Source organism: Variovorax paradoxus (assembly GCF_030811855.1).
Classification (GTDB): domain Bacteria; phylum Pseudomonadota; class Gammaproteobacteria; order Burkholderiales; family Burkholderiaceae_C; genus Variovorax; species Variovorax paradoxus_L.
The window spans coordinates 90,996-116,050 of sequence record NZ_JAUSRN010000015.1 but is presented as its reverse complement, the minus strand read 5'-3'; the positions used below and the strand labels follow the sequence as shown (position 1 = coordinate 116,050).

Genomic DNA, 25,055 nt, shown 5'->3' with positions numbered 1-25,055 from the left:
TGGAGCCAGGAGGTTCCGATGCGCGTGTGCGAAACCAGGATCCCGGCGAACTGCTCCGAGATCGAACTGGAAGAGTTTCGAAAGCTGGCAATCTCCGCCGGCAAGATCGCGGCCGATGGGCTCCCCGAGCTGATTGTGCGCGCGCGCCTGCTTGCGTTCTTGCGCGACGGCGGGCGGCTGATCGGCGTGGCCGGGTTGAAGCGCCCGAGAGAGTCCTATCGGAAACGGGTGACTGAGCGTTCTGGCGTGCCGCTGCCCCTTGCGACTTACCCCTTCGAGCTTGGGTGGGTCAGCGTCGAGCCAACGATGGTTGGCGGGAAATCGTGGCTCCTATGCGATCCCCTGATCGCGCAGACGCCAGGCGAGGGGGTGTTCGCCACCACGGGCGTGGACAACGGCCGAATGCAGACCACGCTCGTCAAGCTTGGCTTCATCCGCAAGGACGAAACGTGGACGTCGTCGGAAACTGACGAGACGCTTTGCCTTTTCATCCTCGGCAGATAGGGCTACCCGACTGCGGGCCGCGCGCGGCGATGCCAGGCGTCAACCCGCTCCGGCTTCGGCCGCCGCGAGGCGTCTCTTCGTCTCGTCGCGCGCGTCGCCGAGAGACTTAAATTCGCCGGAGAGCAAGGTGTCGATCGCGCACCAGACGCGCGCGCTGCGTTTGACCGTGTCGTCGGGCGTGGCCGCGCGCAGCTCCCCGGTGGGCCTCATGGCGGGGCCGAGCTTGTAGACGAAGTGGTCGGAGTCGGTGGAGATCCACAGCCGGTTCTTCTTCGACACGTCGGGGAAGATTTCGTAGCTCTCCACGCGATGGACTGACCTGACACGGCCGCGGTAGCGGAACGCAACGTAGTTGGGCGGCTGCGAAGGCCAGCCGCGGCCCACCGGATGGAAGTAGCTACCGTCCTTCTCGATCACATCGATCCAGGTGTGGCTCCCGCCTTCGCGCATCGGCGCGGAGCCAAGCGAGACGACATAGACGAGGTTGTCACGAACGCGGTCCATTGCTGCGAATTCTCCCAAGTGAACGATGAGTTCGCGCAGCCAGAGCTTCTCCTCAAAGCCTGGCGCGAGCTGGCGCGCCTTCTTCGCGATCGCGCGGACGTCGCCCCAAGACAGATGTTGGACTCTGACACCGTCGATCTCGCGAGCGAGGCTCAAGCGCGCGACCTCGGCCGTCGCGGCGCTGACCGAGACCATCGCGAGTTTCGAGCGAGACAGGCCCTTTTCATTGAGCCTGGGCCGGTATCGGCGCAGTTGGTCCGCGGAAGGCACGAGCCAACCCACCTTCGCCTCGACGATGGCGTGCAGCTCGTCGCCGAAGCGCATCTCCAAGTCCGTGAAGCCCTTGTCCGCGCCGGATTGCTGCAGGCGGAAGAAACGGTCGGTCGCCGAAAGCTTCCGACCGGCGACGCGCTCGGCGAAGAGGCTCGCGAATTGAGGGCTCACTTCGAGCGTCCAACCGAGAGCGAAGGTCGCACTGTTCTCGTCTCTGCCAAGCAGACGAAAGACGTTGCCAGGAAAATCTCCTCGCGCGACGAGCGTCATCGACACCTCCTGCGTCTAGCTTACCCCGTATCGGGTCGAGAGGCGGGCAAGCCCCGTGTCGATTCCTCGCGACGAGGCGTATGGCTGCGCGTTGACAGCCGCTCGGGCGAGCCGCTAGAACTTCTTCTATGGCGCAGGTCGACACCTGCTGTGCACCACGGTAGATCCTCGCGGGACTTCGAAGGCCAAGCGGGTGCGCTGCTACTTGAACACCCAAGGCTACGTTCGTCGAACGACGGGTAATCGCCGTAGCTGCCGTCCAGGCGTTGATCGCGAGTGATCGGGTCCAGTCTCATTAACAGAAGCAGGCACTCGAAGTTTGTCGTTGCATGACGTGGATCGTTCCGCACTCTGCCCAAAGCTTCGTTCGCGGCCGGGTAAGTGGCACGTACCGCTCTCACTAGGCCGTCGGCCACCCGGCGGTACTATTGCCTATATTTTCAGCAAACCCTAACCCACGTAAATGCCTGCTTATAGTGGGTTAGAGTTGCGCGTCCCTGATCGACGCTGGACCCAAGCGCGGCGGCCGAGCCGTCGGACTTTGCGGCGCCACTGTCTCGCCACTCGCTCGCGCACTTCGCCGAGACCGAGCGACAACAATTATTTCAGCGATGCCTCAACCTTTTCCGCCACCCACCATCGGCGCCGTCTTTCGAGAGGAGCTTGGCCAGCTCGCGTGGGCAGGGGGGCTGAATTTCGACCGTCTGATTGCGACCGACCATGTGATCACAGAGCGGCCCGATGGACGGCACCTGTTTGCGGATGCCTTGTGGGACATCTGCTTTCCTCGGCTGGTCGGCGGCGTCTTTGGACACCACACCGACCTCACCGCGTTCAGCAAGATCATCGGCAGCCGCGAAATTTGGCTGCACGCCGTCGCAAAGCATATTCGTTGGGGAGAGCTGGAGCTGTTCGCTCAGCGCTTCGACCTCGACGGGTACCTCGCCAGGGATGCCAACGGAGGACGCATGCTGGACGAGCTCGCGCAGGACATGTTCTCCCTGTCATTGACCTTGGCGCAGCCCAACAAAGAACTGTGGGGCAGGCGCTTTGGGCCGATCCGCTTGAATCTGGAAGTTGTCCCCATCCAAGAACGAAGCGAACTTCGGCGCGTTGCCTACGACGTGGCGAACATGCAAGCTGACCACCCGTTCGCGGTGCTGAGAGAGGTTTCGATGCGTCGCCTCAGCCGCCCCTTGGTTCCTCCGAGGGTCAATCGTGCGGGCGCGTTCTTCCTGCCCTCCAAGTACCAAGGGCAACAGGAGGTCAGGCTCTTGGTGAAAAGGCTGCCCGGCTCGCCCGCGATCAACACAAAGACCGCAAGCACCGATGAGGTGCTTCCCATTCCACTAGGACTACGGCACCCGCGCGTCGAAATCCGACTGGTGAGCGTGCAGGTGAGCAAACCCGAACTCGTCGGTCCCGTCGAGAATTTTCTGACTCAGGTTGCCGACTGGAAGGTCGCGGTGAGCGTCGCGGATGATTCGCCGACCTCTGGCTGATGCCACCCTGAATTCCGTGCGGCCGTTGGCGGTCACACCGCAAAATCGCCGCACTCGCTTGCCCAAAACCCACTGAAAGGCACTTCGCATGGAGCGAGACTGGGACCGAATCCGCACCTGCCTGTTGGCCATCGAAAAGGACGAGGACCTGAAGCAGACCATCCTTGCCGATGTGCTGACCAATCCTCTCTGGGAGGACCAGACCGAGGCCGAGTTCAACAAAGAATGGGCAGCATTCAAGGCCAAGGAGCGTGTCGTGTGCAGACACCTCGAACTGCTGGTTGCCGGTGGCTACATTGAGGGCCTGACCATCAGCCGCGATACGTCGGAAGGCTTCCACTTTGCGCTCCATGATCCGCGCCTGACAAACGCGGGGCACGATCTGCTGGACTCCATCCGGTCACCGAAGGTATGGGCCTTCATCAAGGACACGGCCAAGTCGAAGAGCGTTGACCTGACCCTCGATGCTGTCAAAGCGCTTGGCCCGCTCGCCATGAAGGCGATTTTCGGAAGCTGAGGCAGAGCGTCGCCATCGCCAGGGTGCATTGGCTCACTGCAAGCCTGCTGCCAGCATGGGTCAGCCCGCTGCCTTCTAAGGATGGCCGATAAGGCCGAATATCGCATCTACCTCCACCTTGGTGCCGGGCGCGTGCAGCACCACGAACCAGGAGTTTGGCAGGAGCGCCACGTTGGCTGGGTAGCGCGGCACCCCTTGGGGCCGTGGTGGCATGGGGTCGTCAATGCGGATGAGACTCGGCGCTGCCGCCCTGAACGTGGCCGGAGGGAAGAGAGCGAGCGCTTCCCCGTGCAGTTCCGCTGTCGCAGCGGGACGGATGCTTCGCAGTGCCGCGAGCGCGCGAGCAAGCGGTGTGGCGGCGTCAAGCGACTCCGCCACCTCAGCCAAGGGGGCGAAGAAGTGAAAACCATCCACAGTCTGCGCCAGCCGGCGCACTTGTTCCGCCTTGGCCTCCGGACCAGGGAACACGACCCACCCGATCGGCGGTGCCGCGCCCACTTCGCCGAAATCGCGGCCGACGCCCGCGATGGTCGACGACTCGCGGCCCTCTGCGGCGAAGATGTAGTGCGCCCACAACTCCGTCAGGCATCCCTCACGAATGGGCACAAAGCACAAGCCCCTCGCCTCGTGGGTGGTGGCAGCGAGTAGCGTTCGCACGGCCTCCCCCACATCAACGGAGAGCGAGGGCAATTGTGCTTCCAGCGCATCGCAGACGCTGGCAACTCGAATGAACATTAGCATGAGGAGACTCCAAGCGGATCAAGGCATCGCGGACTCGCGTACGACAGCGATCAAGCTCGCGGCCGTCGGGCCCGCATGAAACTAAACACTGAGACGCGAGCCCCGTCCCGATCCTTGATCCGCGCAGGCACCGACGCGCCTGCCATCGCGTCCGACATCCAATTCCCTAGTCTCCGAAGCGCCCTGACTCGGGGGGCTAGGTCCGGCTCACTCGCAGTGAGCAGCGAGGTGTTGGCACGATGCGCTGCGGAACGCAGCTTGCCGGACCCGACGCAGTTGGCGCACAACCTCCCATCGGCACGCAGATCGAAGGCAGGCAAAGGCGCCGCAGCACCCGGTGTGGCCGCGCCTCCTCTTCACCGCCGAAGCCACGCTCGTGGTCAGGCAGCCCGCTGTCGATCCAACTCGTCAGCGCCTGCACCTGCTTTTCCGTAAGCGCCTGCCTGCCGGCGCGCGAGATGTGATCGATGGCGCGGTCGCCTGTTCCGCCGAACACCCGCGTGAGCGCGGGCAAGAACTCTGGCGCCTTCGCCTCAATCTGCTGCGGCGTCAGGAATCGCGATGTCGCCGGATCGCCGATGGCATACCGGCCACGAATTTTGCGAAAGTTGTGTTCATGGATGCCGTCATCCCAACGGCTGTACCCGCCGCCCGCATTCACGATGATGTTCCCGTCGGGCCATCGCCCTCGCATTCGCTTCTGTGGCAGCTTGCGATACGCGGCAGCGTGGCTCACGATCGCAGCCACCTTCATGTAGCCGAAGATCATCTGCGGGTGCTGGGCGTGCTTGGAAAGCACGAAGAAGATCGTCTGCCCTAGCACAGCCTTCTTGCGCAGGTCCGGGCGGCAGATGCCCCATGTCGGCGGCGACGACCAGAAATGCGGGTCGTTGTCCACGGGCCAGTGTCCCCGTTCCCTTTGCGTCCTACCAACCGTCTTGAACGAGTTGGCGATATACATCATTCCCGCGGCCACTTGCTCCTCCTTGCCCGCTGTGTGTCGCTATCGCGGCTCCGCATAATATGGCGTTTTCGCGTGCTAAGTAGAAATTCGAGCCTGAGGAATAGAGATGGGAAAACCTGTTTCGTCGGAACTGCCGACGCCGGACTGGAGTGCGTACGATCACACTGCGTCGGCCCGGGTGTCCCACTGTTGCTTGCTACTCATGGGTCTGCGGCCGGGCCCCGCTATCAAAGCCGGAGTGACCAAGTGGCCTGCGCACTCAGAACTCGGGAAACGCTATTACACCCTCCTTCGGAAGTGCTACTGGGCCATGAGCGGCCGGAACCCACTCATGCAGCCATTGGAGGGGGATGCCACTACTGAACTCGTCGAATTCCAGCGGCTTCCACTTTCCCTGGCCCACTTTGCTGCACTGGCCCAGAGTGACATGTCTCCGTTCGCACATACCTTGCAGGAGCAGTTGCCGGAAGGTTTTGAAAACCTGAAGCCCCCCGTCCCGCTCGGTTCGCGCGCGAGCAACGAGCTGCTGTCTGAGCTTCGCGCCACCTACGCCACCAGCGACTCGCCCGAAGACCACGAGCAACTCAATGTTCCTGGGGAGTCAGAGAAGCTGGATCGGAAGGACAAGCAATTGGCGCTCTACACCGGGGTCCTCCTGCACTGGGTATATGAGACTCGCGGCAAACAGAACTGGCTCTGGGGCGCCGCACTCAATGCAAGCGCCATCGAAGCCGACCTCTTGACGTGGCTGCGTGATCGAGCCGTCCATTCAAGCGATGCTCCTCAGGAGGGCACCATGCGCCGATACCTTGGCATGGCTGCGAAGACGTTCGACGACACCTACAAGCTGAAGAGCTCTTAGCCAAATCTTGGCAGGCGTGTCCTGCCCATCTTGCCAAACTCAAAAGCTTGGCAAGATGTCCAGCCATCCACCTCTCCTTGGTGGAATCCAGCCATGTTCAACAACGCCTGAAGGTGTTCCAGCATGGTCAAGCATCTCCAAGACGCACTCATGCGCAAGCATGAGGTTCTGCGACGTACTGGTCTCTCGAATTCGTCGCTGTACCTGCTCATGGCTGATGGCAGGTTCCCTCGGCCTGTCCGACTCGGCCCCAGAACGGTGAGATGGGTAGAACGCGAGGTCCAAAACTTCATTGAAGGTTGTGTCGCTGGGCGCGACAAGGCGCAGGCAGGCCGAGACCATGAGTGATCGGACTCACTCCGCCGCGCAGCTTGAAGCCATTCCGTTCAGGCCAGGAGTCATTCTTGTGACCTTCGACGCACCGGAGAGCGGCTTCCACGCGAGACGCGTTCTTGAAGCGCAAGCGGCTCAAGGAAAGAGCACCTTGCGGCTTCCATTTCCACCTCCGGCACCGGTTATCTCTTTGCACACGGGAACTTTGCGTTCTTTTGAACAGCTGCGAGCGTTTCGCAGTCTGTGCCCACAACTTGCGGCTGCGGGCGTGGAGCATCGCCACGCAGGTCGAGAGGAATTCGACTTCCTCCGAGAAGAAGGAATTCAAGTCCTGCTTGATGCAGTGTCATCGCCATCAGCCGGCTGGGTCTCATTGGAACAGTCGTTTGGCGAGCCGATGCCGCAGCACGTCATCGAGGGTTTCACGCGCGCAAGACATGAGGCTGTCGCCGCCTCGAAGCATGTCATGATTTTTTCGCCCAAGCTCCCACCCGTGTTGCGCCGGCAGATTGTCCGGTTTGTAGATGAAGTTGTTGAAGTTGACACTTGTGAGCCGGGTCCGAACGCGCGCCATAGCTTTAGCGTACGGTGGCGTGGCGCAAGCTTCGTGGGCGACTTTGGCGGTGGCGCGGCAATGGTGTCGGTCCAATTCCAAGACGGTCGGTATCGCTACAAGGGCACGCCGTACATCTCTCAAGATGTCGCAGGGCGGGTCATGTGGCGCCTGCGTTGTGCAAGTTGGACTCTCCAGGGAATCGCAGATTTCTTTCGTCTGAACCGAAGCAGCGTCAAACGCCGACTAGATCAGATGCCACCCGTCCGCCCAATGAGGCTGCCTGATGGCTGGCTGGAACGGTACCGAGATTGCCTCGACGTCCCGGCCGAAAGCGAAATCTAACCGCGCATGTGATTTCGCACGCATAGCACCGGGGAACGCTCACTCCGGTGATTTCTGCGGTCTGTGTTGCGTGCGTTGCGCATGTTGCGTCCGTTTCGCACATCTCGGCCGACCACGCAACGTGGCCCGCACGAAGAGATCTCCGACTGCTTTTCTACGCGCTCCGCGCATCGACTAATAAGCGTGTAAGTGAAACTGTAAATGCGAGTTCAAGTGGTGAATAACACACCCGTACCAGGACAAGAATATGAACACGAATACAGCAATCCGACAGTCTGCCGGATTTATCGACAAGCTGGCGTACCTGCTCCCTACCTCCAAGCTGTTGGGACCCGAGATCACCTGGCTACCCGGTTTTCAAGGCTACGTTCGTACTGCCATGGCCGCAGGCGTTTGCACGCCTTTCTTCGGCAGCTCGGGGCGTTTTCGAGCATCAGCACAGCTGGTCCTGCCTAGCGGCGCCAGCGCCATTGTGAGCTACGGGCGCAAGGGGAAACGGCTTCAGCGGTTCGGCATTCGCGTTGAGTGCAACCCAGGCGGGATGCTGGATGCCGATGTTGCGACGATTCACCGCTTCTTCATCGGCGCGTTCGGCGATCAATACCTGGGGATGCTGAAGTCACCTCGCGTCAAGCGGCTGGATGTTGCCGTGGACATCCACGGGGTCAGCCTTGACGATGTTTTCGTCTCCTACGCGCACGCGCAGCATGTCACCGTGTTTGGCAAGAGTTTCACCAAGGCTCGAGGTAGCGTGGAGACTTTGATGTTCGGCAGCGTGACAAGCAGCAGCGCCGCGGCGGTGTACGCGAAGAGCACCGAGAGCTTGCACAAGCTTCTTGTGGGTGTCGCGAAGCGCGGCGTCACCGCTGAACGGCTTCCGGACAACGTCGTGCGTCAGTACAAAGACATGAAATCATCGCGTCCTGTGGTCCGCATCGAAGTACGCCTTCGGAAGCTCACATCATCTGTCGCGGACCTGGTGGACCTTGAGAACAAGTTTCTTCGATTCATCTTTGTCGAATACGAGGACGCATCCTTTCTACCAAAGCGGGTGCGTTTAGCCTTCCGATCTATGTGCCGGGACATAGGGCTCAAAGCTGCTCTGGACGTGTTCAGGGGTCACCCCCTGCATCAGCGTCTCACTCAGCTCTCACGCGGGCGGCCGTGTTGGTGGGAACCCGAGAAGGCTTGGCGCGAGGCCATCTCGTACCCGGTCGTCATGAAGCTCTTCACGGCTCCCTCCTCCGCTCCTGCGCGGCGGGCTAAGAACCGAGACAATCGAGCGCCTTAGCGCCAGCGCCTGAGTCGAGGCATGATGCCGGATCTTCCGCCGCGACCCGGCAGCGTTGCTAACCACAGTGCCGGGAACGACACCGTGCGGGCACCAGCTGCAAATCTTCCGATCTGCTGCCAAGGGAATATTGGGTGTAATTGGTTGTAGTATTGGCGGCGCAATGATCGCCGCCCATGCCATCCAGATCACCCCGGAAGTCCTGAAGCTCATCGCCAGCATCGATGAGTTCAAAGGTGCCTGGCGTGCGCTCGGCACCCTCGCACCGGACCGGCTCTCGGCCTTGCGCCGGGTGGCCGCCATCGAGAGTATCGGCTCGTCCACCCGCATAGAGGGCAGCAAGCTGTCGGACCAAGAGGTCGAGCGCCTGCTGTCCAATCTCCAGATCAAATCCTTCTCGACTCGCGACGAGCAAGAAGTGGCCGGCTACGCCGAAGTCATGGAAATGGTGTTCTCGTCCTGGCAAGACATCACACTGACCGAGGACCACATCAAGCAGCTGCACCGCGATCTGCTGACCTACAGCGAGAAGGACACTGGGCACCGCGGCAACTACAAGACCTCTGCCATCAGCGTGGTCGCCTTCGATGAGAACGGCGAGCAATTGAGTGTAGGGTCCGAAACCGCGAAGCCCTTCAACACGCCACGCCAGATGACCGAGCTGGTCAGCTGGTTCAACGAGGAGCATGACGCGGCACGATTTCACCCCCTGCTGCTCATCGGCATCTGGGTCGTGGTCTTTTTGGAGATCCATCCCTTCCAGGATGGCAACGGCCGCCTGAGTCGGGTGCTGACCACGTTGCTGCTGCTACAGGCCGGTTATGCCTACGTCCCCTACAGCTCACTCGAAAGTGTTATCGAGCAGAGCAAGGAGGCCTACTGCCTGGCGCTGGGGCAGACGCAGGGAACCATTCGTACGGAATCGCCGAATTGGCAGCCCTGGCTCATCTTCTTTCTACGCGCACTGACGGAGCAGGTTCGTCGCCTCAACCGCAAGGTAGAGCGCGAAAAGCTCGTACTCGCCACACTGCCCGAACTTTCGCTGCAAATCGTGGAATTCGCGCGGGAGCATGGGCGCATCACCATGGGCGATGCGATCAGACTGACTGACGGAAGCCGCAACACGCTCAAGCAGCATTTCCGTGTCCTGGTGGAACGTGGGCATCTCGCGCAGCATGGGGCAGGCCGAGGTGTCTGGTATCAGTTCGCGTCGTCACCCGATGCGCCACGTAGCAACCACCAAGAAGAACAAAGAGGCAAGTGATGGACAACGTCTTCAGTTTCAGAGATCAACTGATCGCGGAATACAGCAGCTTCTCGCGCAGCTTCAGCCGCATCGCCTCCGATGACATCCTTCGCACCGTAGAGCAGGAATATGCCCGCGGCCGTTACTGGCCTGAGCCGCTGATTCAGATCAATCCCAACTACAAGCGCGACACCACCGTTCAGCAATTGGCTCATCAAGGCATGCTGCATGCCGATTGCGCGCATATCTTCCAAGTGGGCAAGACGGAGGGGGCGACTGCAGATCTGCACCTGTATGTTCACCAATTGCAGGCGCTGGCTAAGGCCCAGGGTCGGCAAAGCTATGTGGTCACCACCGGCACGGGGTCGGGCAAATCGCTGTCGTTCTTCATTCCGATCATCGACCGCATCGTGAGAGCCAAGGCAGCCGACCCGAGCAAACGCACGCGGGCCGTTGTGATTTACCCCATGAACGCACTGGCCAACAGCCAGTTGGAAGAACTCGACAAGTTCTTGCACGGTTACCCGGAAGATCAAAAGCCGTTTACGGTCGCTCGCTACACCGGGCAGGAAAGCACTACGCAGCGGCAGGAAATCGCCAGCAATCCGCCGGACATCCTGCTCACCAACTTCATGATGCTGGAGTTGATCCTGACCCGATTTGAGGCGGTGGACAGGCAGGTGGTGGAACATTGCGCAGGGCTGGAATTCCTGGTCCTCGACGAACTGCACACATATCGCGGTCGGCAAGGCGCCGACGTGGCCTTGCTCGTGCGACGGCTTCGCGAGCGCTTGAATGCCGAAGAATTGGTGTGCATTGGTACTTCCGCCACCATGTCGTCCACGGGCACTCAGGCTGACAGAAACCAGACTGTTGCCAATGTGGCCAGCTTGCTCTTTGGTGCGCATATTTCCGAGAACGATGTCATCGGCGAAACGCTGGAGCGAGTCACGAACCCGGGCAAAGGAATTCCTGCCGTCAAACCGCTCCTCAAGCCGGCGCTACTAAAGGAAATCCATCACTGGCCGGACTTCGCCGCCTTCAGTGATGACCCATTAGCTGTGTGGGTTGAACTGAACCTTGGAATTGAACTGCCCCCCAACGAACCGCCCCGACGCGCCAAACCCATGACGCTGCGCGATGCCGCCTTGCGGTTGGCTAGTGATGCGCAATGCACTTTTGAAGAAGCGAGCGCCGGACTTCAGCGCTTTCTGGTTGCCGCACATGCTGTTCGAACAGCGCAGGGCCGTGCGCCATTTGCCTTCAAGCTCCACCAGTTCATCAGCGGGCCAGGCAAGGTGCTGGCGACCCTGGAAGCTGAAGGCGTACGCCATATCACGCTGGATGCCCAGCGCTACGCGCCGGGGCGGCAGGAAGAAGGCACGGAGCTCTATCCCGTTCACTTCTGCCGCGATTGCGGACAGGAATACCACCCAGTGTGGCGCTCTGGCCAGTCGCAAGTGGAATACACCCCCCGAGAAATCGACGACATCTCTGGCGACGACGACGAAAACGCGCGCTACGGCTTCCTGTGTCCGGCCGACATTCGTCAGTCCTACCGTGGAAACATTGAAGATTTGCCCGAAACGTGGCTGGATCTGGCCAAGGCCGAACCCAAAGTCAAAAGCACCTACCGAAAATCCATCCCGGAAGATGTCCGCGTCACTCCACAGGGGCGGCAGACTGTGCAAGGCCAGGACAAGGAGTACTGGTTCATTCCAGGCAAGTTCCGTTTTTGCCTGAACTGCGGCCAAACCCATGAAGTTCATGGCAAGGACATCAACCGATTGGCCAGCCTATCGGGCGAAGGCCGGTCCTCGGCCACTACCATTCTGACACTGAGCGCCCTCCGGCAACTCTTTGCCATGCAGGACATCCCGGCTGGCCAGCCCGACCCGCGCAAGCTGCTCGGCTTCACTGACAACCGGCAGGATGCCGCACTGCAAGCCGGTCACTTCAACGACTTCGTGTTCTTGCTCACGCTGCGCTCCGCCCTCATTGGCGCGCTGCAGAACCACCACGACGTGCTCACCGAAGAAATGCTCGCAGATGCAGTCTTCAAGGCACTGGGCTTTGACCAAGCCGACTTCACCACACTGGCCGAGTACCTGCGCACACCAAAGCTGATGGGTCTCGCACGCCAGGATGCTCAGCGCACCATGCGCTTCATCATCGGCTACCGTCTGCTGCGCGATCTGCGGCGTGGTTGGCGCTTCAACAATCCAAATCTCGACCAGTTGAACCTGCTCTCCATCGCCTATCGTGGGTTGAATGAGTTCTCACAGGAATCCCAACTATTCACAGGTCGCTCCATACTCGCCGCCATCGAGCCAAGCCAACGAGCCGCTCTGGCGCGAACGATGTTCAACCACATGCGGCGCCACCTCTGCCTGGAGACCCGCTATCTAGACTCGGTGGAACAAGAAAAAGCTAGGGCCACGGCGCACCAGCACCTGAATGAACGATGGGCCTTCGCTGCCGATGAAAACCTGGAAACCGCCAGGTACCTGATCCTGACAAAGCGTCCCGAGTACAAAGGCAAACCCCGCAACGACCTAGTCCCCGGCGGATCACGCTCCCGTTTACTGAAAGACATCAAGTCGGCGGACTTCTGGAAGAGCGGCAGCGCCGCTGCTCTGGTCAAAGGCTGGAAAGAGCCGCAGTGGGTCGAGCTTCTGGAACATCTACTCAAAGCCGCCAAGGACCACGGCTACGTTCAACGATTCGAGGTGGATCGGCAAACCGTTGGCTGGCGTCTCAACGCGTCGTCCATGGACTGGCTGCTGGTGGAGGAAACCCAGGCCACCGACGACGGCAAGCACAACCAGTTCTTCCGCAACCTGTACCTGGCCTTGGCCCAAACCCTGCGCCAACAGGGCCATGCTCTGTTCGACTTCGAGGCCCAGGAGCACACAGCCCAGGTGGACACCTCCCGACGCCAACTGCTGGAGCAGCGATTCCGCTACACCGATAAAGACCGCCGCGACTGGTCGGAAAACCCCGCTCATGAAGCGCCTTTGGAGCGCCTGCCCGTGATGTTCTGTTCACCCACCATGGAGTTGGGCGTGGACATTTCGGCACTGAACACGGTGTATCTGCGCAATGTACCGCCGACTCCAGCCAACTACGCCCAGCGCAGCGGCCGTGCCGGGCGCTCAGGCCAGCAAGCGCTTGTCATCACGTATTGCGCGGCCCTCAGTCCGCACGACCAATGGTTCTTCCACCATGCTACCGAGATGGTGCATGGCATCGTCAGACCACCGACGCTGGACTTGGCCAACCGAGACCTGGTCGAAAGCCATCTGCACGCTGCATGGCTGGCGGCGCTGCAGGTGCAACTGGACACCAGCATCGGCCCGCTGCTGGACTTGGAGCAGCCAGGCAAGCCTCTGCAAAGCGCCTTGCGTGAGAAGCTCCTGGCGCCCGAGGCCCACGCACGCGCCCTGCAAAGCGCCCACGCGTTCATGGCGCAGCTCACCCCAGTGCTGCAAGGCAGCACGTGGTTCTCGTCCAACTTTGTGGAAGAAGCCATTCAGCGTGCAGCGCAAGACTTCGATGCCGCCCTGCAACGTTGGCGCGTGCTCGTGGACGCCACGCGCAAGCAGATGGACATGGCCGACCAGGTGGTCAAGAGCTATACCACCACTCATGCTGAAAAGCAGAATGCCCAGCGACGCTATGGCGATGCGGCCCGCCAGTACGCCGTGCTGCTCAAGCCGGGCAACGGCCAAAACGCAGACTTCTATACCTACCGCTACCTTGCCAGTCAGGGCTTCCTGCCCGGCTACAACTTCCCCCGCCTGCCGCTCATGGCCTGGATCCCTGCCAAAGGCGGCGCCACAGCCAAAGGCAAGGACGATGAAGGCAGCATGGTCAGTCGCCCGCGCTTCCTGGCCCTGTCCGAGTTCGGCCCACGCAGCCTCATCTACCACCAAGGCCGCATGTACCGCGTTGTGCGCGCCAAGCTCAATGTAGGCTCAACCGACCACATCTCTGGCAACAGCACGCTGGCCACGGTGGCCAGCCGCGTGTGCAGCCAATGCGGCTATGCGCATATGGGTGAGGAGACCGGCATCGAACCACACCACAACACATGTGAGAACTGCGAGGCCCTTCTCACCGACCTGGATTGGGTGCGCAACCTGTACCGCATCGAAACCGTGGAGACCGTGCCCGTCGAGCGCATTTCAATCAATGACGAAGACCGTCAGCGCCAGGGCTTCGAACTGCAAACCACCTACCGCTTTCTGCCCGGCCCCGATGGCAAGATCGCACAGCACAAGTCTCTCGTCTTGGGCGGCGCGGACGGCAGCGGTGAAACCGATGTCCTCGCCGCGCTGACCTATGCCCCGGCGGCGCAAATCTGGCGCATCAACCGCGGTTGGCGCCGTCGCAAAGACAAGGAGCAGCTCGGCTTCTACATCAACCCCATTACCGGACAGTGGAGCAAAAAGGACGAGCCCGGCGCCACCACCGACGGCTCCGAGCCCGAAGGCGATCTGCTGGACAAAGTACCCAATCAGCAAATCGTGCCGTTCGTGGAGGACCATCGCAACATCCTCATCCTCGCCCCCAGAATTCCCCTAGACATGGAGGCCATGGCCACGCTGCAGGCTGCTCTCAAACGCGGCATTGAAATGACCTTCCAGATCGAAGAGTCCGAGCTCGTGGCCGAATCCTTGCCCAAGCAAGACGACCGCAAGGCGCTGCTGTTCTACGAGGCCGCCGAAGGTGGTGCGGGCGTGCTCACGCGCCTGGCAACGGAATCGGGAGCCATGGCTCAGGTTGCCGCTGCCGCATTGCGGCTGATGCACCACGACGCCCCCACCGGCCCCTGGACAGTCGAAGGCCTGGATGCTCTGGAACACAAGAACAAGTTCGGCCAGAGCATTTGCGAAGCCGGCTGCTACCAGTGCCTGTTGTCGTACTTCAACCAGCCCGACCACAACCACATCAATCGTCGCAATGCTCAAGCCATTGAGATGCTTGTGGCTCTGGCCAATGCGCAGGTGACGCCTGCGGACCCGGAGCAGCCCGCTTTCATCGTAGCAATAACGGCGAACGGAGCCATCCAACCCGCTCCGGGTGCAAGCCATGGCGAACTCTTTGCTCAATGGCAAGAAGCGTTGCACGCTGGAAGCCACCGCGAGCCCGATCAGTACCAAGTGCCTGCACTGGGCGGCGAGCTCACCGTAGCAGGCCAATACAAGGCCGCACGCACGGTGGTGGTCCTGGTGCCCCCCAGTCCAGCCCATGTGGCAGCCCTGATGGACAAGGGCCAGGCAGTGCTGGACATGTCCAACCCTCAGCACTGGCCCGAACAGTTCGCCAGCCATCCGCATGTTTTCAGCTAGATCATCCGCATGACCACCGCGAACCACGACCTCATGGCTGGCAATCTGGTGCGCGCCCGGGGGCGCGAATGGGTGGTACAGAGCGACTCGCGGCGTGACTGGCTGCGCCTGCGCCCATTGAGCGGTTCCGACGAAGACAGCATCGTCCTGATTCCAGAGCTGGAGCTCCAACCCGTCGAACCCGCCACCTTCACCTGGCCCGATGCAGCACGCGCCGGCAACCATGCCGCCGCCTTGCTGCTGCGAGATGCCTTGCGTCTGACCCTGCGCGCCGGTGCGGGCCCGTTCCGCTCTTTCGGCAACATTGCCGTGGAGCCCCGCGGCTACCAGCTCGTGCCACTGTTGATGGCCTTGCGCATGTCCACCGTGCGCCTGCTGATTGCCGACGACGTGGGTATCGGCAAGACCATTGAAGCAGGTCTGATTGCCCGCGAGCTGATGGATCGCGGTGAAATCACGCGCCTAGCCGTCTTGTGCCCGCCGCATCTGGTCGAGCAATGGCAAGGTGAACTGGAAACTCGTTTCAACCTTCAAGCTGTTGCGCTGACCTCGGCCTCCGCCGCCCGCATCGAGCGCGAGCTGCCGCATGGTGTGCGCCTGTTCGACCACCATCCTGTGGTGGTGGTTAGCCTGGACTACATCAAGAGCGAGCGGCATCGCGAGCAGTTCCTCGCCACCGCCCCTGAGTGCATCGTCGTTGACGAGGCCCACACCTGCGCCAGCAGCGGCGCGGGTAAGCAATTGCGCTTCGAACTGCTGCAACGCCTTGCTCGTGACGAGCAACGCCACCTGATCCTACTCACCGCCACGCCGCACTCTGGCGATGAGACCGCCTTCTACAACCTGCTGTCGCTGCTCGACCCACGCTTTGCCGCCTTACAGGGCCGCATGACGGCCGCCGATCCGCTGCGGCAGGAACTGGCCCGCCACTTTGTCCAGCGTCGCCGCAAAGACATTGTTGAATGGCAGTCTGAAACCCGTGACGGACGCGGCTTTCCCCGCCGCATGAAAACCGAGCTCACTTATCAGCTTAGCGGCGATTGGGGCACGTTCTTCGACGCCGTGCAGGATTACTGCCGCGAGCTGGCCGAAACCATTGAAACGCGGGAGCAAGCTGGCGGCGCTCGCCTCATCTGGTACGCCACCTTGGCGCTGCTGCGCTGCGTGGCCTCGTCGCCCGCTGCCGCCGTGAAGGCACTGACCACCCGGCTGGAAGGCGCACTACCGAATGACACTCTCCTCAGCGATGAACGCCTGTACGACGGCGAAGCCGACGACCTCTCCATCAACGACCTGGAGCCGCCCGCCCAGTTGCAGGATGCCGGCCGCCTGCAAAGCCTGATTGCCGACGCGCGGCGCCTTTCCGGCAAAGCTGGTGACCCCAAGCTGGCTGCACTCATACGACATATCGGCCTTCTGGTGAAGGATGGCTACCACCCCGTGGTGTTCTGCCGCTATATCGCAACCGCCCATTACGTCGCCGAACACCTCAAGGCCGCCTTTCCCAAGGCCACGATCGAAGCCATCACCGGCGAATTCACGCCCCAAGAACGCCGCGAGCGCGTGGACGACATGGAGAATGCCGAGCAACGCATCCTGGTCGCCACCGACTGCCTTTCCGAAGGCATCAACCTGCAGCACCTGTTCACTGCTGTCGTCCACTACGACCTGGCCTGGAACCCCACCCGCCATGAACAGCGCGAAGGCCGCGTCGATCGCTTCGGCCAGCAGGCCGACGAAGTGCGCTGCACCATGATTTACGGGCAGGACAACCCGGTGGATGGCTTCGTGCTCAACGTCATTCTCAAGAAAGGCGAGGCCATCCAGAAGGAACTCGGCGTGCTCGTTCCCATGCCCGAGGACGAAGCCCGCATCAATCAGGCGCTGGTCAAGGCCGCACTGATGAAGCGCAGCGACAGCCGCATCGTCTCGCCACAAGTCGCGTTCGATTTCGGTGAGCCGGAGCAACTGCTCGCCCCGTTGCAAGCCCAATGGCGCGACGCGTTGGAAAAAGCCAAGACCAACCGCACCGTGTTCGCCCAACGCCGCATCCGCCCCGACGAAGTGCTGCCCGAATGGCACAAGCAGCAGCAGGCCCTGGGCACCCAGGCCGACGTGCAGCGCTTCCTGCAAAGCGCCTGTGTGCGCCTGGGCGCCCCGCTGGAGATCGGGCGCAAGCAGACTGCACGCTTCTTACCGCAACACCTGCCCGAAGCCCTGCGCCAGCGCTTGGCCGATGAGGGTATCGACGCACCTCAACTCATCGATTTCAACGAACTGCACCGCAGCCACCCATTGGTCAGCGTGCTGGCCCAGCACATGCTGGAAGATGCACTTGGTGGCGAGCACCCATTGGCCGCCCGCTGCGCCGCCACCCTCACCAATGACGTGAAGGTCGTCAGCACTCTCTACCTGCTGCGCCTGCGGCACCAACTCAGTTATGTGCGCCGCCGCGAACCCTTCCAGATGATGGCCGAGGAAACCGTGGCCTTGGCCGTGCAAGGTCGCAACGCCCCGCAATGGCTGACCGATGACAGCGTGAGCCGCCTGCTCGAATGCGTACCCAGCGGCAACTTGCCGCCCGAGGCCGCTCAGCGCGAAATCCGCGCCGCACTCGAGTTCTTGGCCGCGCAGCCGCAGCAACTGCAAGCGCTGGCGCAGCAACGCGCAGATGCGCTACTGGTCGACCACCAGCGCGTACGAGAGGCCACCCGCGACGTGGGTCAGTACAGCGTCAGCCCCTGCCTGCCGGTCGATGTGATGGGCGTGTACGTGCTGCTACCGGATGAGCTCTGACCATGCTCGGACGCACCATGACGGAAGCGGCGGACAAGGTCCGCCACATCTGTCCCACCAACGTCGGCCATTGGGAAGTCGTCGCAGAGGCCAGCCAATAACATGAAACGCATCCGCAAGACCCAGGCCACGCTAAATCTGCCTACCCTCAAGCTGGAAGGCGGGCTGTTCCTGCCCGACCAACTAGAGAAAGCCGCCCAGGGCCGCGCCAGCGCACAGCTTGAGGCCGATTACGGGACCCCCAAGGGCGTCAAGCTCAAGGACGAATACAGCCGTGCCTTCCAAATCGCCTGCGCCCAATGGCAGCATTTCGCCGCGCAAATGGAGCGCACCGACGTCGATGCCGCACACGTCACCACCGCTTTCGTCCACGAACTGTTGCGCGACGCCTTCGGCTACGCAACCTTGCACGCCACGCAAGGGCAGCAGGTGGGCGAGCTGCGCTATCCGGTCAGCCTCGTTGCCGGCCATCCACCTGGAGGAATGCCGGTGCTGGTGGCACCGCATACCCAGCCACTGGACGATGCCGACACTCGCTTTGCCATCGCCGGCTCGGGCAGCCGCAAGAAAGCTCCCTTTCTGGCCCTGCAGGAACTGCTCAACGCCAGCGAAGCGCTGCAATGGGGCGTCGTCAGCAATGGCAAACAGTTGCGCCTGCTGCGCGACGCCGCCAGCCTCACCCGCCCCAGCTTCCTCGAAGTGGATCTGGCCGATCTGCTCGGCGGTGCACGCTATGCCGAATTCGCCAATGTCTGGCGCCTGCTGCATGCAAGCCGTGCCCCCCAAACCACTGCCACCTGCATCTGGGAACAATGGCGCAACGAAGGCCAGGAGGAAGGCACTCGTGTGCGCGATGGCCTGCGCAACGGCGTCGAGCAAGCCCTGCTGACCTTCGGCGCGGGCTTCCTGCAACACCCCGCCAGCCACGCCCTGCGCACCGCCCTGCACGATGGCACCCTGAGCAAGGATGCCTACTTCCAACAACTTCTGCGCCTCATTTACCGGCTCATCTTCGTCTTCACCGTGGAAGAACGCGGCGTGCTGCACCCACAGGACGACAAAGCCGACGCACTGGCCGCCCGCCGCGCCTACGCCGAAGGATATGCCTTGGGCCGCCTGCGCGAGCTGTGTCTCAAGCGCCGTGCCCGCACCCGCCATGAGGACCAATGGCAGGCCATCCGCATCGTCTTTCGTGGTCTAGCGCGGGGCGAGCCACGCCTGGCACTGCCTGCCTTGGGTGGCCTGTTCGTGCCCGAGCAATGCCCCGATCTGGATGCCGCCAGCCTGGACAACGCTCACCTGCTCACTGCCCTGCAACACCTGAGGTGGGCGGTAGTCGCGCAGGGCAAGGGCAGCAGCCTCACCCCGGTGGACTATCGCAACATGGGGCCGGAAGAGTTGGGCAGTGTGTATGAAAGCCTGCTGGAGCTGGTGCCCGTTATCGACCTGCCCGCCCGCAGCTTTGGCTTTGTAGGCCGCACCGAGGGGGGCAGCACCGCCGGCAACGCCCGCAAGCTCACCGGCAGTTACTACACCCCTGACAGCCTGGTGCAGGAGCTCGTCAAAAGCGCGCTCAACCCCCTCATCGATCAGCGCCTGGCCGCCAAACCGGCCAAGCCGATCGAAGCGCTGCTGGCCATCCGCGTCATCGACCCCGCTTGCGGCAGCGGTCACTTCCTACTCGCCGCCGCCCGCCGCCTTGCGGAAAAGCTGGCCCAGTTGCGCAGCCTCGAAGGTGGCCAAGAAGGAGCCATCAAGCCGCAGGACTACCGCCACGCCCTGCGCGAAGTGGTGGCTCACTGCATCTACGGCGTGGACCGCAACCCAATGGCCATCGAACTGGCACGCATGGCCTTGTGGTTGGAGGGATACGAAGAAGGCCGCCCCTTGGGCTTTCTCGACCATCACCTGCAAGTGGGCGACGCCCTTGTGGGCCTGACCGATCTGCATGCGCTGGAACAAGGGATCGCCAAGGATGCCTTCAAGCCCCTCAGCGGCGACGACAAGGACACCTGCAAGCAACTGGCCAAAACCAACGCCCAGGCGCTCAAGCAACTGAACGGCGAGCGCACCATACCGCAAAGCCGCCTGCAACTGGACAACGCCAGCAGTCTGACCGAACTCCAGGCGCTCGAAGCCCTGCCCGAAGACAGTGCCGAACAGATCGCGACCAAGGCCAGTGCTTGGGGCCAGTATCTGCGCCAGGCGCGCGACAACCACCTGGCCCAGGCGGCTGACCTGTTGCTGGGCGCCTACCTGTTGCCCAAGACCGAAGACACGGCCCAGGCCATTCCCACCACCGCCGCGCTCTACCTTACCTTGCTGGGCAGCGCACTACCTGCCGACCAGCGGCTCGCGCTGGTCGCTGCCCGGCAAGCCTGCGAAGAAGCCCGCGTGTTTCACTGGCCGCTGGCCTTCCCGCAGGTGTTTGCGGAAGGCGGCTTCGACTGCGTGCTGGCCAACCCGCCGTGGGAACGCATCAAGCTGCAGGAAGAAGAGTTCTTTGCCACCCGGCACCGCGACGTGTTTGACGCCCGCAACAAGGCTGAGCGCGCCCAGCGCATCCAGTGGCTCAGCGAAGGCATGCTGGCGCGCCACCTCTACCCCGAACTGGCGCATGAAACGCACGAGGACGAAGCCGAACGACGCCTGTACCGCGAATTCGTCAGCGCACGCCGCACGGCGGAAGCCGCCAGCCTTTTCGCCCACGTCAAGGGTGAAGATGGTGGACGTTATCCGCTCACTGGCGTGGGGGATGTGAACACCTATGCGCTGTTTGCCGAAACCATCTTGCAGATCCATGCTGACAGTGGTCGCGCTGGCTTCATCGTGCCCACCGGCATCGCGACCGACGACAGCACCAAGGCTTATTTCGGCCACGTCACCCAGAAGCGGCAACTGGTCAGCCTGTACGACATCGAAAACCGCGAGGCGGTATTTCCTTCCGTGCACCGCAGCTACAAGTTCTGCCTGCTGACCCTGGGCGCCGCAGACCAGGCCGAATTCGTCTGCTTTGCCACGCGAGTCAGCCAATTGGACGATCCGCGCCGCCGTTTCACCCTCACACCCGACGAATTCCGCCTCATCAATCCCAATACGCTAACCTGCCCGGTATTCCGCAGCGAGCGCGACGCGGCACTGACCAAGAAGCTCTATCGCGCCGCGCCGGTGCTGATGCGTGACGCTGTGATCGCGGGCGAGGGCAAGCAGGCCGGGGCCGGGGAGCACGCGCAAAACCCGTGGGGCATTTTGTTCATGCGCATGCTGGACATGTCGAACGACAGCCACTTGTTCAAGGACACACCCGCCCCCGAGCGCTTGCCGCTGTACGAAGCCAAGCTCATCCACCAGTTTGATCACCGCTGGGCCACCTACACGGAAGACGGCAGCAGCCGCGACGTCACCGCCACCGAGAAAGCCTCGGCGGATTTCACTGTCACCCCGCGTTACTGGGTCAACCGCAGTGAAGTGGAAGAGCGCCTGAACGACAGGGGCTGGGAGCACGGCTGGTTGATGGGCTGGCGGGACATCTGCCGCGCTACCGACGAGCGCACGGTGATTGCATCAGTGGTGCCGTTGGTGGGGGTGGGGAACCAGATGCCGCTCATGTTGTTCTCCGAACGAGAGAATCCGCAGCAGTTTGCTGCTTTGCTGGGAAACCTTGATGCGCTGGTGTTCGACTTCGTGGCTCGCCACAAGACGGGCGGCACGCATATGAACTACTTCATTTACAAGCAGCTTCCTGTCCTGCCCCCTGACCGCTACACGGAAGCCGATCTCGCCCATATCGTCCCGCGGGTACTCGAACTCACATACGCTGCTCACGATCTAGTCGATTGGGCCAAAGACCTGGGCTACGGCGGCCCGCCCTTTTCCTTCGATGCAGACCGCCGCGCCATCCTGCGCGCAGAACTCGACGCCTACTATGCCAAGCTCTACGGCCTCACCCGCGACGAACTGCGCTACATCCTCGATCCCGCCGACGTAATGGGCAAGGACTACCCCAGCGAAACCTTCCGCGTACTGAAGGATCGTGAGAAGCGCGAGTTCAACGGGGAATACCGAACACAGAGTCTGGTGCTCGAAGCTTGGGACAAGCTGGAACGCGGAGCACTCGGATGAAGATCCTCGATCTGCAGAACGAATTCCGCGAGTTGATCGCCCAACTTCGACATGAAGTCGAGGCCGCCAGCGCGATGGGGCAGTTTGACGCGCACAAGGTATCAGAGAATCTCATGTGCGGCCTCTTGCGCGAGCTGTGCGGTTGGTCCGCGTTGCGCAACTTGAACACAGAGCAGTCGAACTTCCCCGGAATCGATCTGGCAGACGATACACACCGAGTGGCCATCCAGGTAACAGCCACTGCCGATATCGGCAAGGTCAAATACACCTTGGAGCAGTTCATCAGCCACGACCTACACCAGCGTTATGACCGACTGATTGTCTACGTGCTCACGGCAAAGCAAGGCAGCTACTCACAAACTGCGATTGAATCAGCGTGCGCCGGTAAACATCAGTTTTCAGCCGGCACCGATGTTTGGGACTACAAAGAGATTTGCTCCAAGGCTGCCGATGCCGAACCGCACAAACTGCAAGCAGCGCTGAACCACTTGAAAGCCTACTTGCGTGGCGTCCCCGTTGGCTTGGCTGATGAGGATATTGATCCGCCCTCAACGCCAGCAGAATCACTAACGGCCAATCTTGTAGAGCTCTATTTCCCTAGTGCCCTTTACATTGCTCGTTTAAGCGTTGATCTCGTGGAGCGGCACGGCAAAAGAAAGCCGGGTTTATGGCGAAAAACGATACGGGAGTTCAACCAAGAGAACGATTCCGCTGTCCCCTCTGCCTATGTTATTCACAGCGGCAACTTGGTCTCATTTTTCGACTTGACTGATCGGGACAATCCGTACAAGCACCTGATCGAGTCAGGAACAACAGAAGCGCACCGCCCTGGTGACTACTGGACCATTGACGAAGATCACGAACGTGTCTTCAAGTCACTATTGCGATTCTCGTTGCAGCAGCGCCTATTCAAAGAGCGTGTGCGATGGGAGAACGACGGCGGCGAATTTGTCTTTTTGCCCCTGGAAGACGGACTCAACCAGCGGGAAGAGACATGGCAGGGAGAGAAGAAGGCCAAGCGCACCGTCTTCGCAAGGCAATTTAATAAGAAAGATCGCTCTAAGGTTTATCTACAGAAGCATCTGTCGTTTGCAGTGGAATTTTTGCTCTTCGGTGATCTCTGGTTCATGGCGATAACTCCCAGCTGGTTCTTCAGCTACGGCGCTGCTTTCAAGGAATCTGGATTTAGCCACGACAACCTCAGCTGGATTAAGCGTCAAGAAAATAATCAGCAAGTTATGAATCATTTTCGGTTCCTATCTGCGTGGTTGCGTACCATCGACGACGAGGACCTTTTCTCTGAAAAGAAACTGACTGATTCATTTCTCTCGTTCGGATCAGCACTCACGCTGGGCGGAGCTCCTTCCCTGGAGGAGTCAGGTTGGGCAACGTTGCCGTCTAGCAGTGAAGAGGATTCGGAAAATCCAAGAAGGATGTTCGGCTAATGAAATTGGTGCATGTCAACGAGCCAAGGCTTGAATTCTTTGAGGGTTCGCATGTTTGCCCACGGCGCGGAATTGCAGCCTACGGCGTATATGACAAGAGGTCTCTGACCCGAAGAACCAGAATTCTTCTTGGCGCCATCGGGACAAGCAAAGATCTCGAAGAGCTTTCGAGTTTGCTTGAGCGAATGAAATCACCCATTTCTGCTGATGTTGACGCGCACAAAGGAAACCTCTTCCCAGAATTTTGCGGCTTCAATGAAGACGCAGGATTTTATGCCGAATTTGCATTTAATCAGGACCTAGGTCGGCCGCTAAGGCATTTAGACATTGAGAAAATAGCAAAAATCAAGGACCGTACGCAACGCATAGAGGCGGCAATCGATCTCTACTACGAGGAAATAAAATTCCTCGCACAGAATCGGCCTGTTGATGTCATCGTTTGCGTGCTCTCCAAGTCCATCTTCGATGCAGTCAGCAAGGATGCGGCTGTTGAAGGTGATGAAAAACTGGAAGAGAGCATTGAAGTCCAGGCAGAGCTTAATTTCCGGCGCGCACTGAAAGCAAAGGCCATGCATTTGGGCAAACCGCTGCAATTGGTGCGGGCAGACTCGCTGCTGTCTGGCGCAAAAAGTCAGCAGGACGATGCCACGAAGGCCTGGAATCTGGCGACTGCGCTGTATTACAAGGCGGGAGCAACCAATCCGTGGCGATTAGAAAAAACTGATGGAAATACGCTCTCCTGTGCATTGGGTATTGCGTTCTACCGAAGCAGAGACAAGAAGACGCTTAACACCAGTTTGGCTCAGGTTTTTGATGAGCTGGGCAATGGATTGATTCTCCGAGGCACTCCTGTGCACCTAGAAAAAGGAGATCGGATTCCACGGTTATCCGAAGAGCAGTCATACACCTTGTTCAAGGCTGCACTTGATGAGTATCGCAATGCGATGCGGACATATCCTGGGCGAGTAGTTGTTCACAAGACGTCCAATTTTTCTGATCCTGAAATGTCCGGATTCATGAGCGCAGCATCGGATCTCCGAATTGACACAGTTGATTTCGTGACAGTTATGGATTCGCGTCTCCGTCTTTTCAGGGCTGGCGCATATCCACCCTATCGCGGCACATCCGTTGTCCTTGATGAGCAACGGCAATTGCTCTACACACGTGGCTCCATCTGGTATTACAAGACGTACCCTGGAATGTATATACCTCAACCCCTGGAGCTACGAATCATAAGATCAGAGCAAAGCCCCGCATTTCTTGCCAAAGAGATTCTTGGGTTGACAAAAATGAACTGGAACAACACCCAGCTGGATGGAAAGTACCCCATTACGCTCAGTTGCGCAAGAAAGGTGGGGGAGATCATGAAATACTTGGAAGAGCATGATCGACCACAGATTCGGTACGGCTATTACATGTAATGACCGGAAAAT

General features: G+C 60.7%; 16 protein-coding genes. 13 read left to right on the top strand and 3 right to left on the bottom strand.

The annotated features are described in order from the left end of the window. Nucleotides 1-18: 18 nt before the first annotated feature. Nucleotides 19-504 carry a hypothetical protein gene (locus J2X92_RS24115; RefSeq protein WP_307579471.1) on the top strand — a complete coding sequence of 162 codons (486 nt, stop codon included), beginning with the start codon at nucleotides 19-21 and terminating at the stop codon, nucleotides 502-504. Nucleotides 505-543: 39 nt separating this feature from the next. Here J2X92_RS24115 and J2X92_RS24110 read toward each other — a convergent pair whose 3' ends face one another. Then, nucleotides 544-1,551 carry a hypothetical protein gene (locus J2X92_RS24110; protein ID WP_307579469.1) on the bottom strand — a complete coding sequence of 336 codons (1,008 nt, stop codon included), beginning with the start codon at nucleotides 1,549-1,551 and terminating at the stop codon, nucleotides 544-546. Between the two features lie 611 nt (nucleotides 1,552-2,162). On the opposite strand from J2X92_RS24110, the gene J2X92_RS24105 reads away from it, so the two are divergent. Both J2X92_RS24105 and J2X92_RS24100 read left to right on the top strand, forming a co-directional pair. Next, entirely contained in the window at nucleotides 2,163-3,053 is an 891-nt protein-coding gene (locus J2X92_RS24105) for a hypothetical protein (protein ID WP_307579468.1), read from the top strand. A gap of 88 nt (nucleotides 3,054-3,141) precedes the next feature. Further along, nucleotides 3,142-3,570: a DUF2513 domain-containing protein gene (locus tag J2X92_RS24100; protein WP_307579466.1), complete on the top strand. Its 429-nt coding sequence runs from the start codon at nucleotides 3,142-3,144 to the stop codon at nucleotides 3,568-3,570. A 75-nt stretch (nucleotides 3,571-3,645) separates the two neighbouring features. Here J2X92_RS24100 and J2X92_RS24095 read toward each other — a convergent pair whose 3' ends face one another. Continuing rightward, complete coding sequence (locus J2X92_RS24095; RefSeq protein ID WP_307579464.1) at nucleotides 3,646-4,311, bottom strand: hypothetical protein; 666 nt, start codon at nucleotides 4,309-4,311, stop codon at nucleotides 3,646-3,648. Nucleotides 4,312-4,507: 196 nt separating this feature from the next. Further along, the gene (locus tag J2X92_RS24090) at nucleotides 4,508-5,209 is read right to left on the bottom strand and encodes a hypothetical protein (protein WP_307579462.1); all 702 of its coding nucleotides are present in this window, start codon (nucleotides 5,207-5,209) and stop codon (nucleotides 4,508-4,510) included. 397 nt (nucleotides 5,210-5,606) lie between these two features. Here J2X92_RS24090 and J2X92_RS24085 point away from each other — a divergent pair, with 397 nt between their 5' ends. The 10 genes from J2X92_RS24085 to J2X92_RS24040 all read left to right on the top strand — a co-directional run bounded on the left by J2X92_RS24085 (nucleotide 5,607) and on the right by J2X92_RS24040 (nucleotide 25,043). Next, nucleotides 5,607-6,137 carry a hypothetical protein gene (locus tag J2X92_RS24085; protein ID WP_307579460.1) on the top strand — a complete coding sequence of 177 codons (531 nt, stop codon included), beginning with the start codon at nucleotides 5,607-5,609 and terminating at the stop codon, nucleotides 6,135-6,137. Nucleotides 6,138-6,260: 123 nt separating this feature from the next. Next, nucleotides 6,261-6,485, top strand: a complete 225-nt coding sequence (locus J2X92_RS24080; RefSeq protein ID WP_126185736.1) for a helix-turn-helix transcriptional regulator — start codon at nucleotides 6,261-6,263, stop codon at nucleotides 6,483-6,485. Beyond that, a complete protein-coding gene (locus J2X92_RS24075; RefSeq protein ID WP_307579458.1) occupies nucleotides 6,478-7,368 on the top strand; it encodes a hypothetical protein in 891 nt (296 codons plus the stop codon). Before J2X92_RS24080 ends, J2X92_RS24075 begins: the two co-directional genes overlap by 8 nt. 247 nt (nucleotides 7,369-7,615) lie before the next feature. Beyond that, on the top strand, nucleotides 7,616-8,659 hold the full coding sequence (locus J2X92_RS24070) for a hypothetical protein (protein WP_307579457.1): 1,044 nt from the start codon (nucleotides 7,616-7,618) through the stop codon (nucleotides 8,657-8,659). Between the two features lie 163 nt (nucleotides 8,660-8,822). Next, the gene (locus J2X92_RS24065; protein WP_307579455.1) at nucleotides 8,823-9,923 is read left to right on the top strand and encodes a Fic family protein; all 1,101 of its coding nucleotides are present in this window, start codon (nucleotides 8,823-8,825) and stop codon (nucleotides 9,921-9,923) included. After that, nucleotides 9,923-15,259: a DEAD/DEAH box helicase gene (locus J2X92_RS24060; RefSeq protein WP_307579453.1), complete on the top strand. Its 5,337-nt coding sequence runs from the start codon at nucleotides 9,923-9,925 to the stop codon at nucleotides 15,257-15,259. The genes J2X92_RS24065 and J2X92_RS24060 overlap by 1 nt, the downstream gene beginning before the upstream one ends. A 9-nt stretch (nucleotides 15,260-15,268) precedes the next feature. After that, nucleotides 15,269-18,055 carry a helicase-related protein gene (locus J2X92_RS24055; RefSeq protein WP_307579451.1) on the top strand — a complete coding sequence of 929 codons (2,787 nt, stop codon included), beginning with the start codon at nucleotides 15,269-15,271 and terminating at the stop codon, nucleotides 18,053-18,055. 102 nt (nucleotides 18,056-18,157) lie between these two features. After that, nucleotides 18,158-22,177 carry an Eco57I restriction-modification methylase domain-containing protein gene (locus tag J2X92_RS24050; protein WP_307579449.1) on the top strand — a complete coding sequence of 1,340 codons (4,020 nt, stop codon included), beginning with the start codon at nucleotides 18,158-18,160 and terminating at the stop codon, nucleotides 22,175-22,177. After that, nucleotides 22,174-23,622 carry an SMEK domain-containing protein gene (locus J2X92_RS24045; protein ID WP_307579447.1) on the top strand — a complete coding sequence of 483 codons (1,449 nt, stop codon included), beginning with the start codon at nucleotides 22,174-22,176 and terminating at the stop codon, nucleotides 23,620-23,622. Before J2X92_RS24050 ends, J2X92_RS24045 begins: the two co-directional genes overlap by 4 nt. Beyond that, the gene (locus J2X92_RS24040) at nucleotides 23,622-25,043 is read left to right on the top strand and encodes an argonaute/piwi family protein (protein WP_307579445.1); all 1,422 of its coding nucleotides are present in this window, start codon (nucleotides 23,622-23,624) and stop codon (nucleotides 25,041-25,043) included. The genes J2X92_RS24045 and J2X92_RS24040 overlap by 1 nt, the downstream gene beginning before the upstream one ends. Nucleotides 25,044-25,055 lie beyond the last annotated feature (12 nt).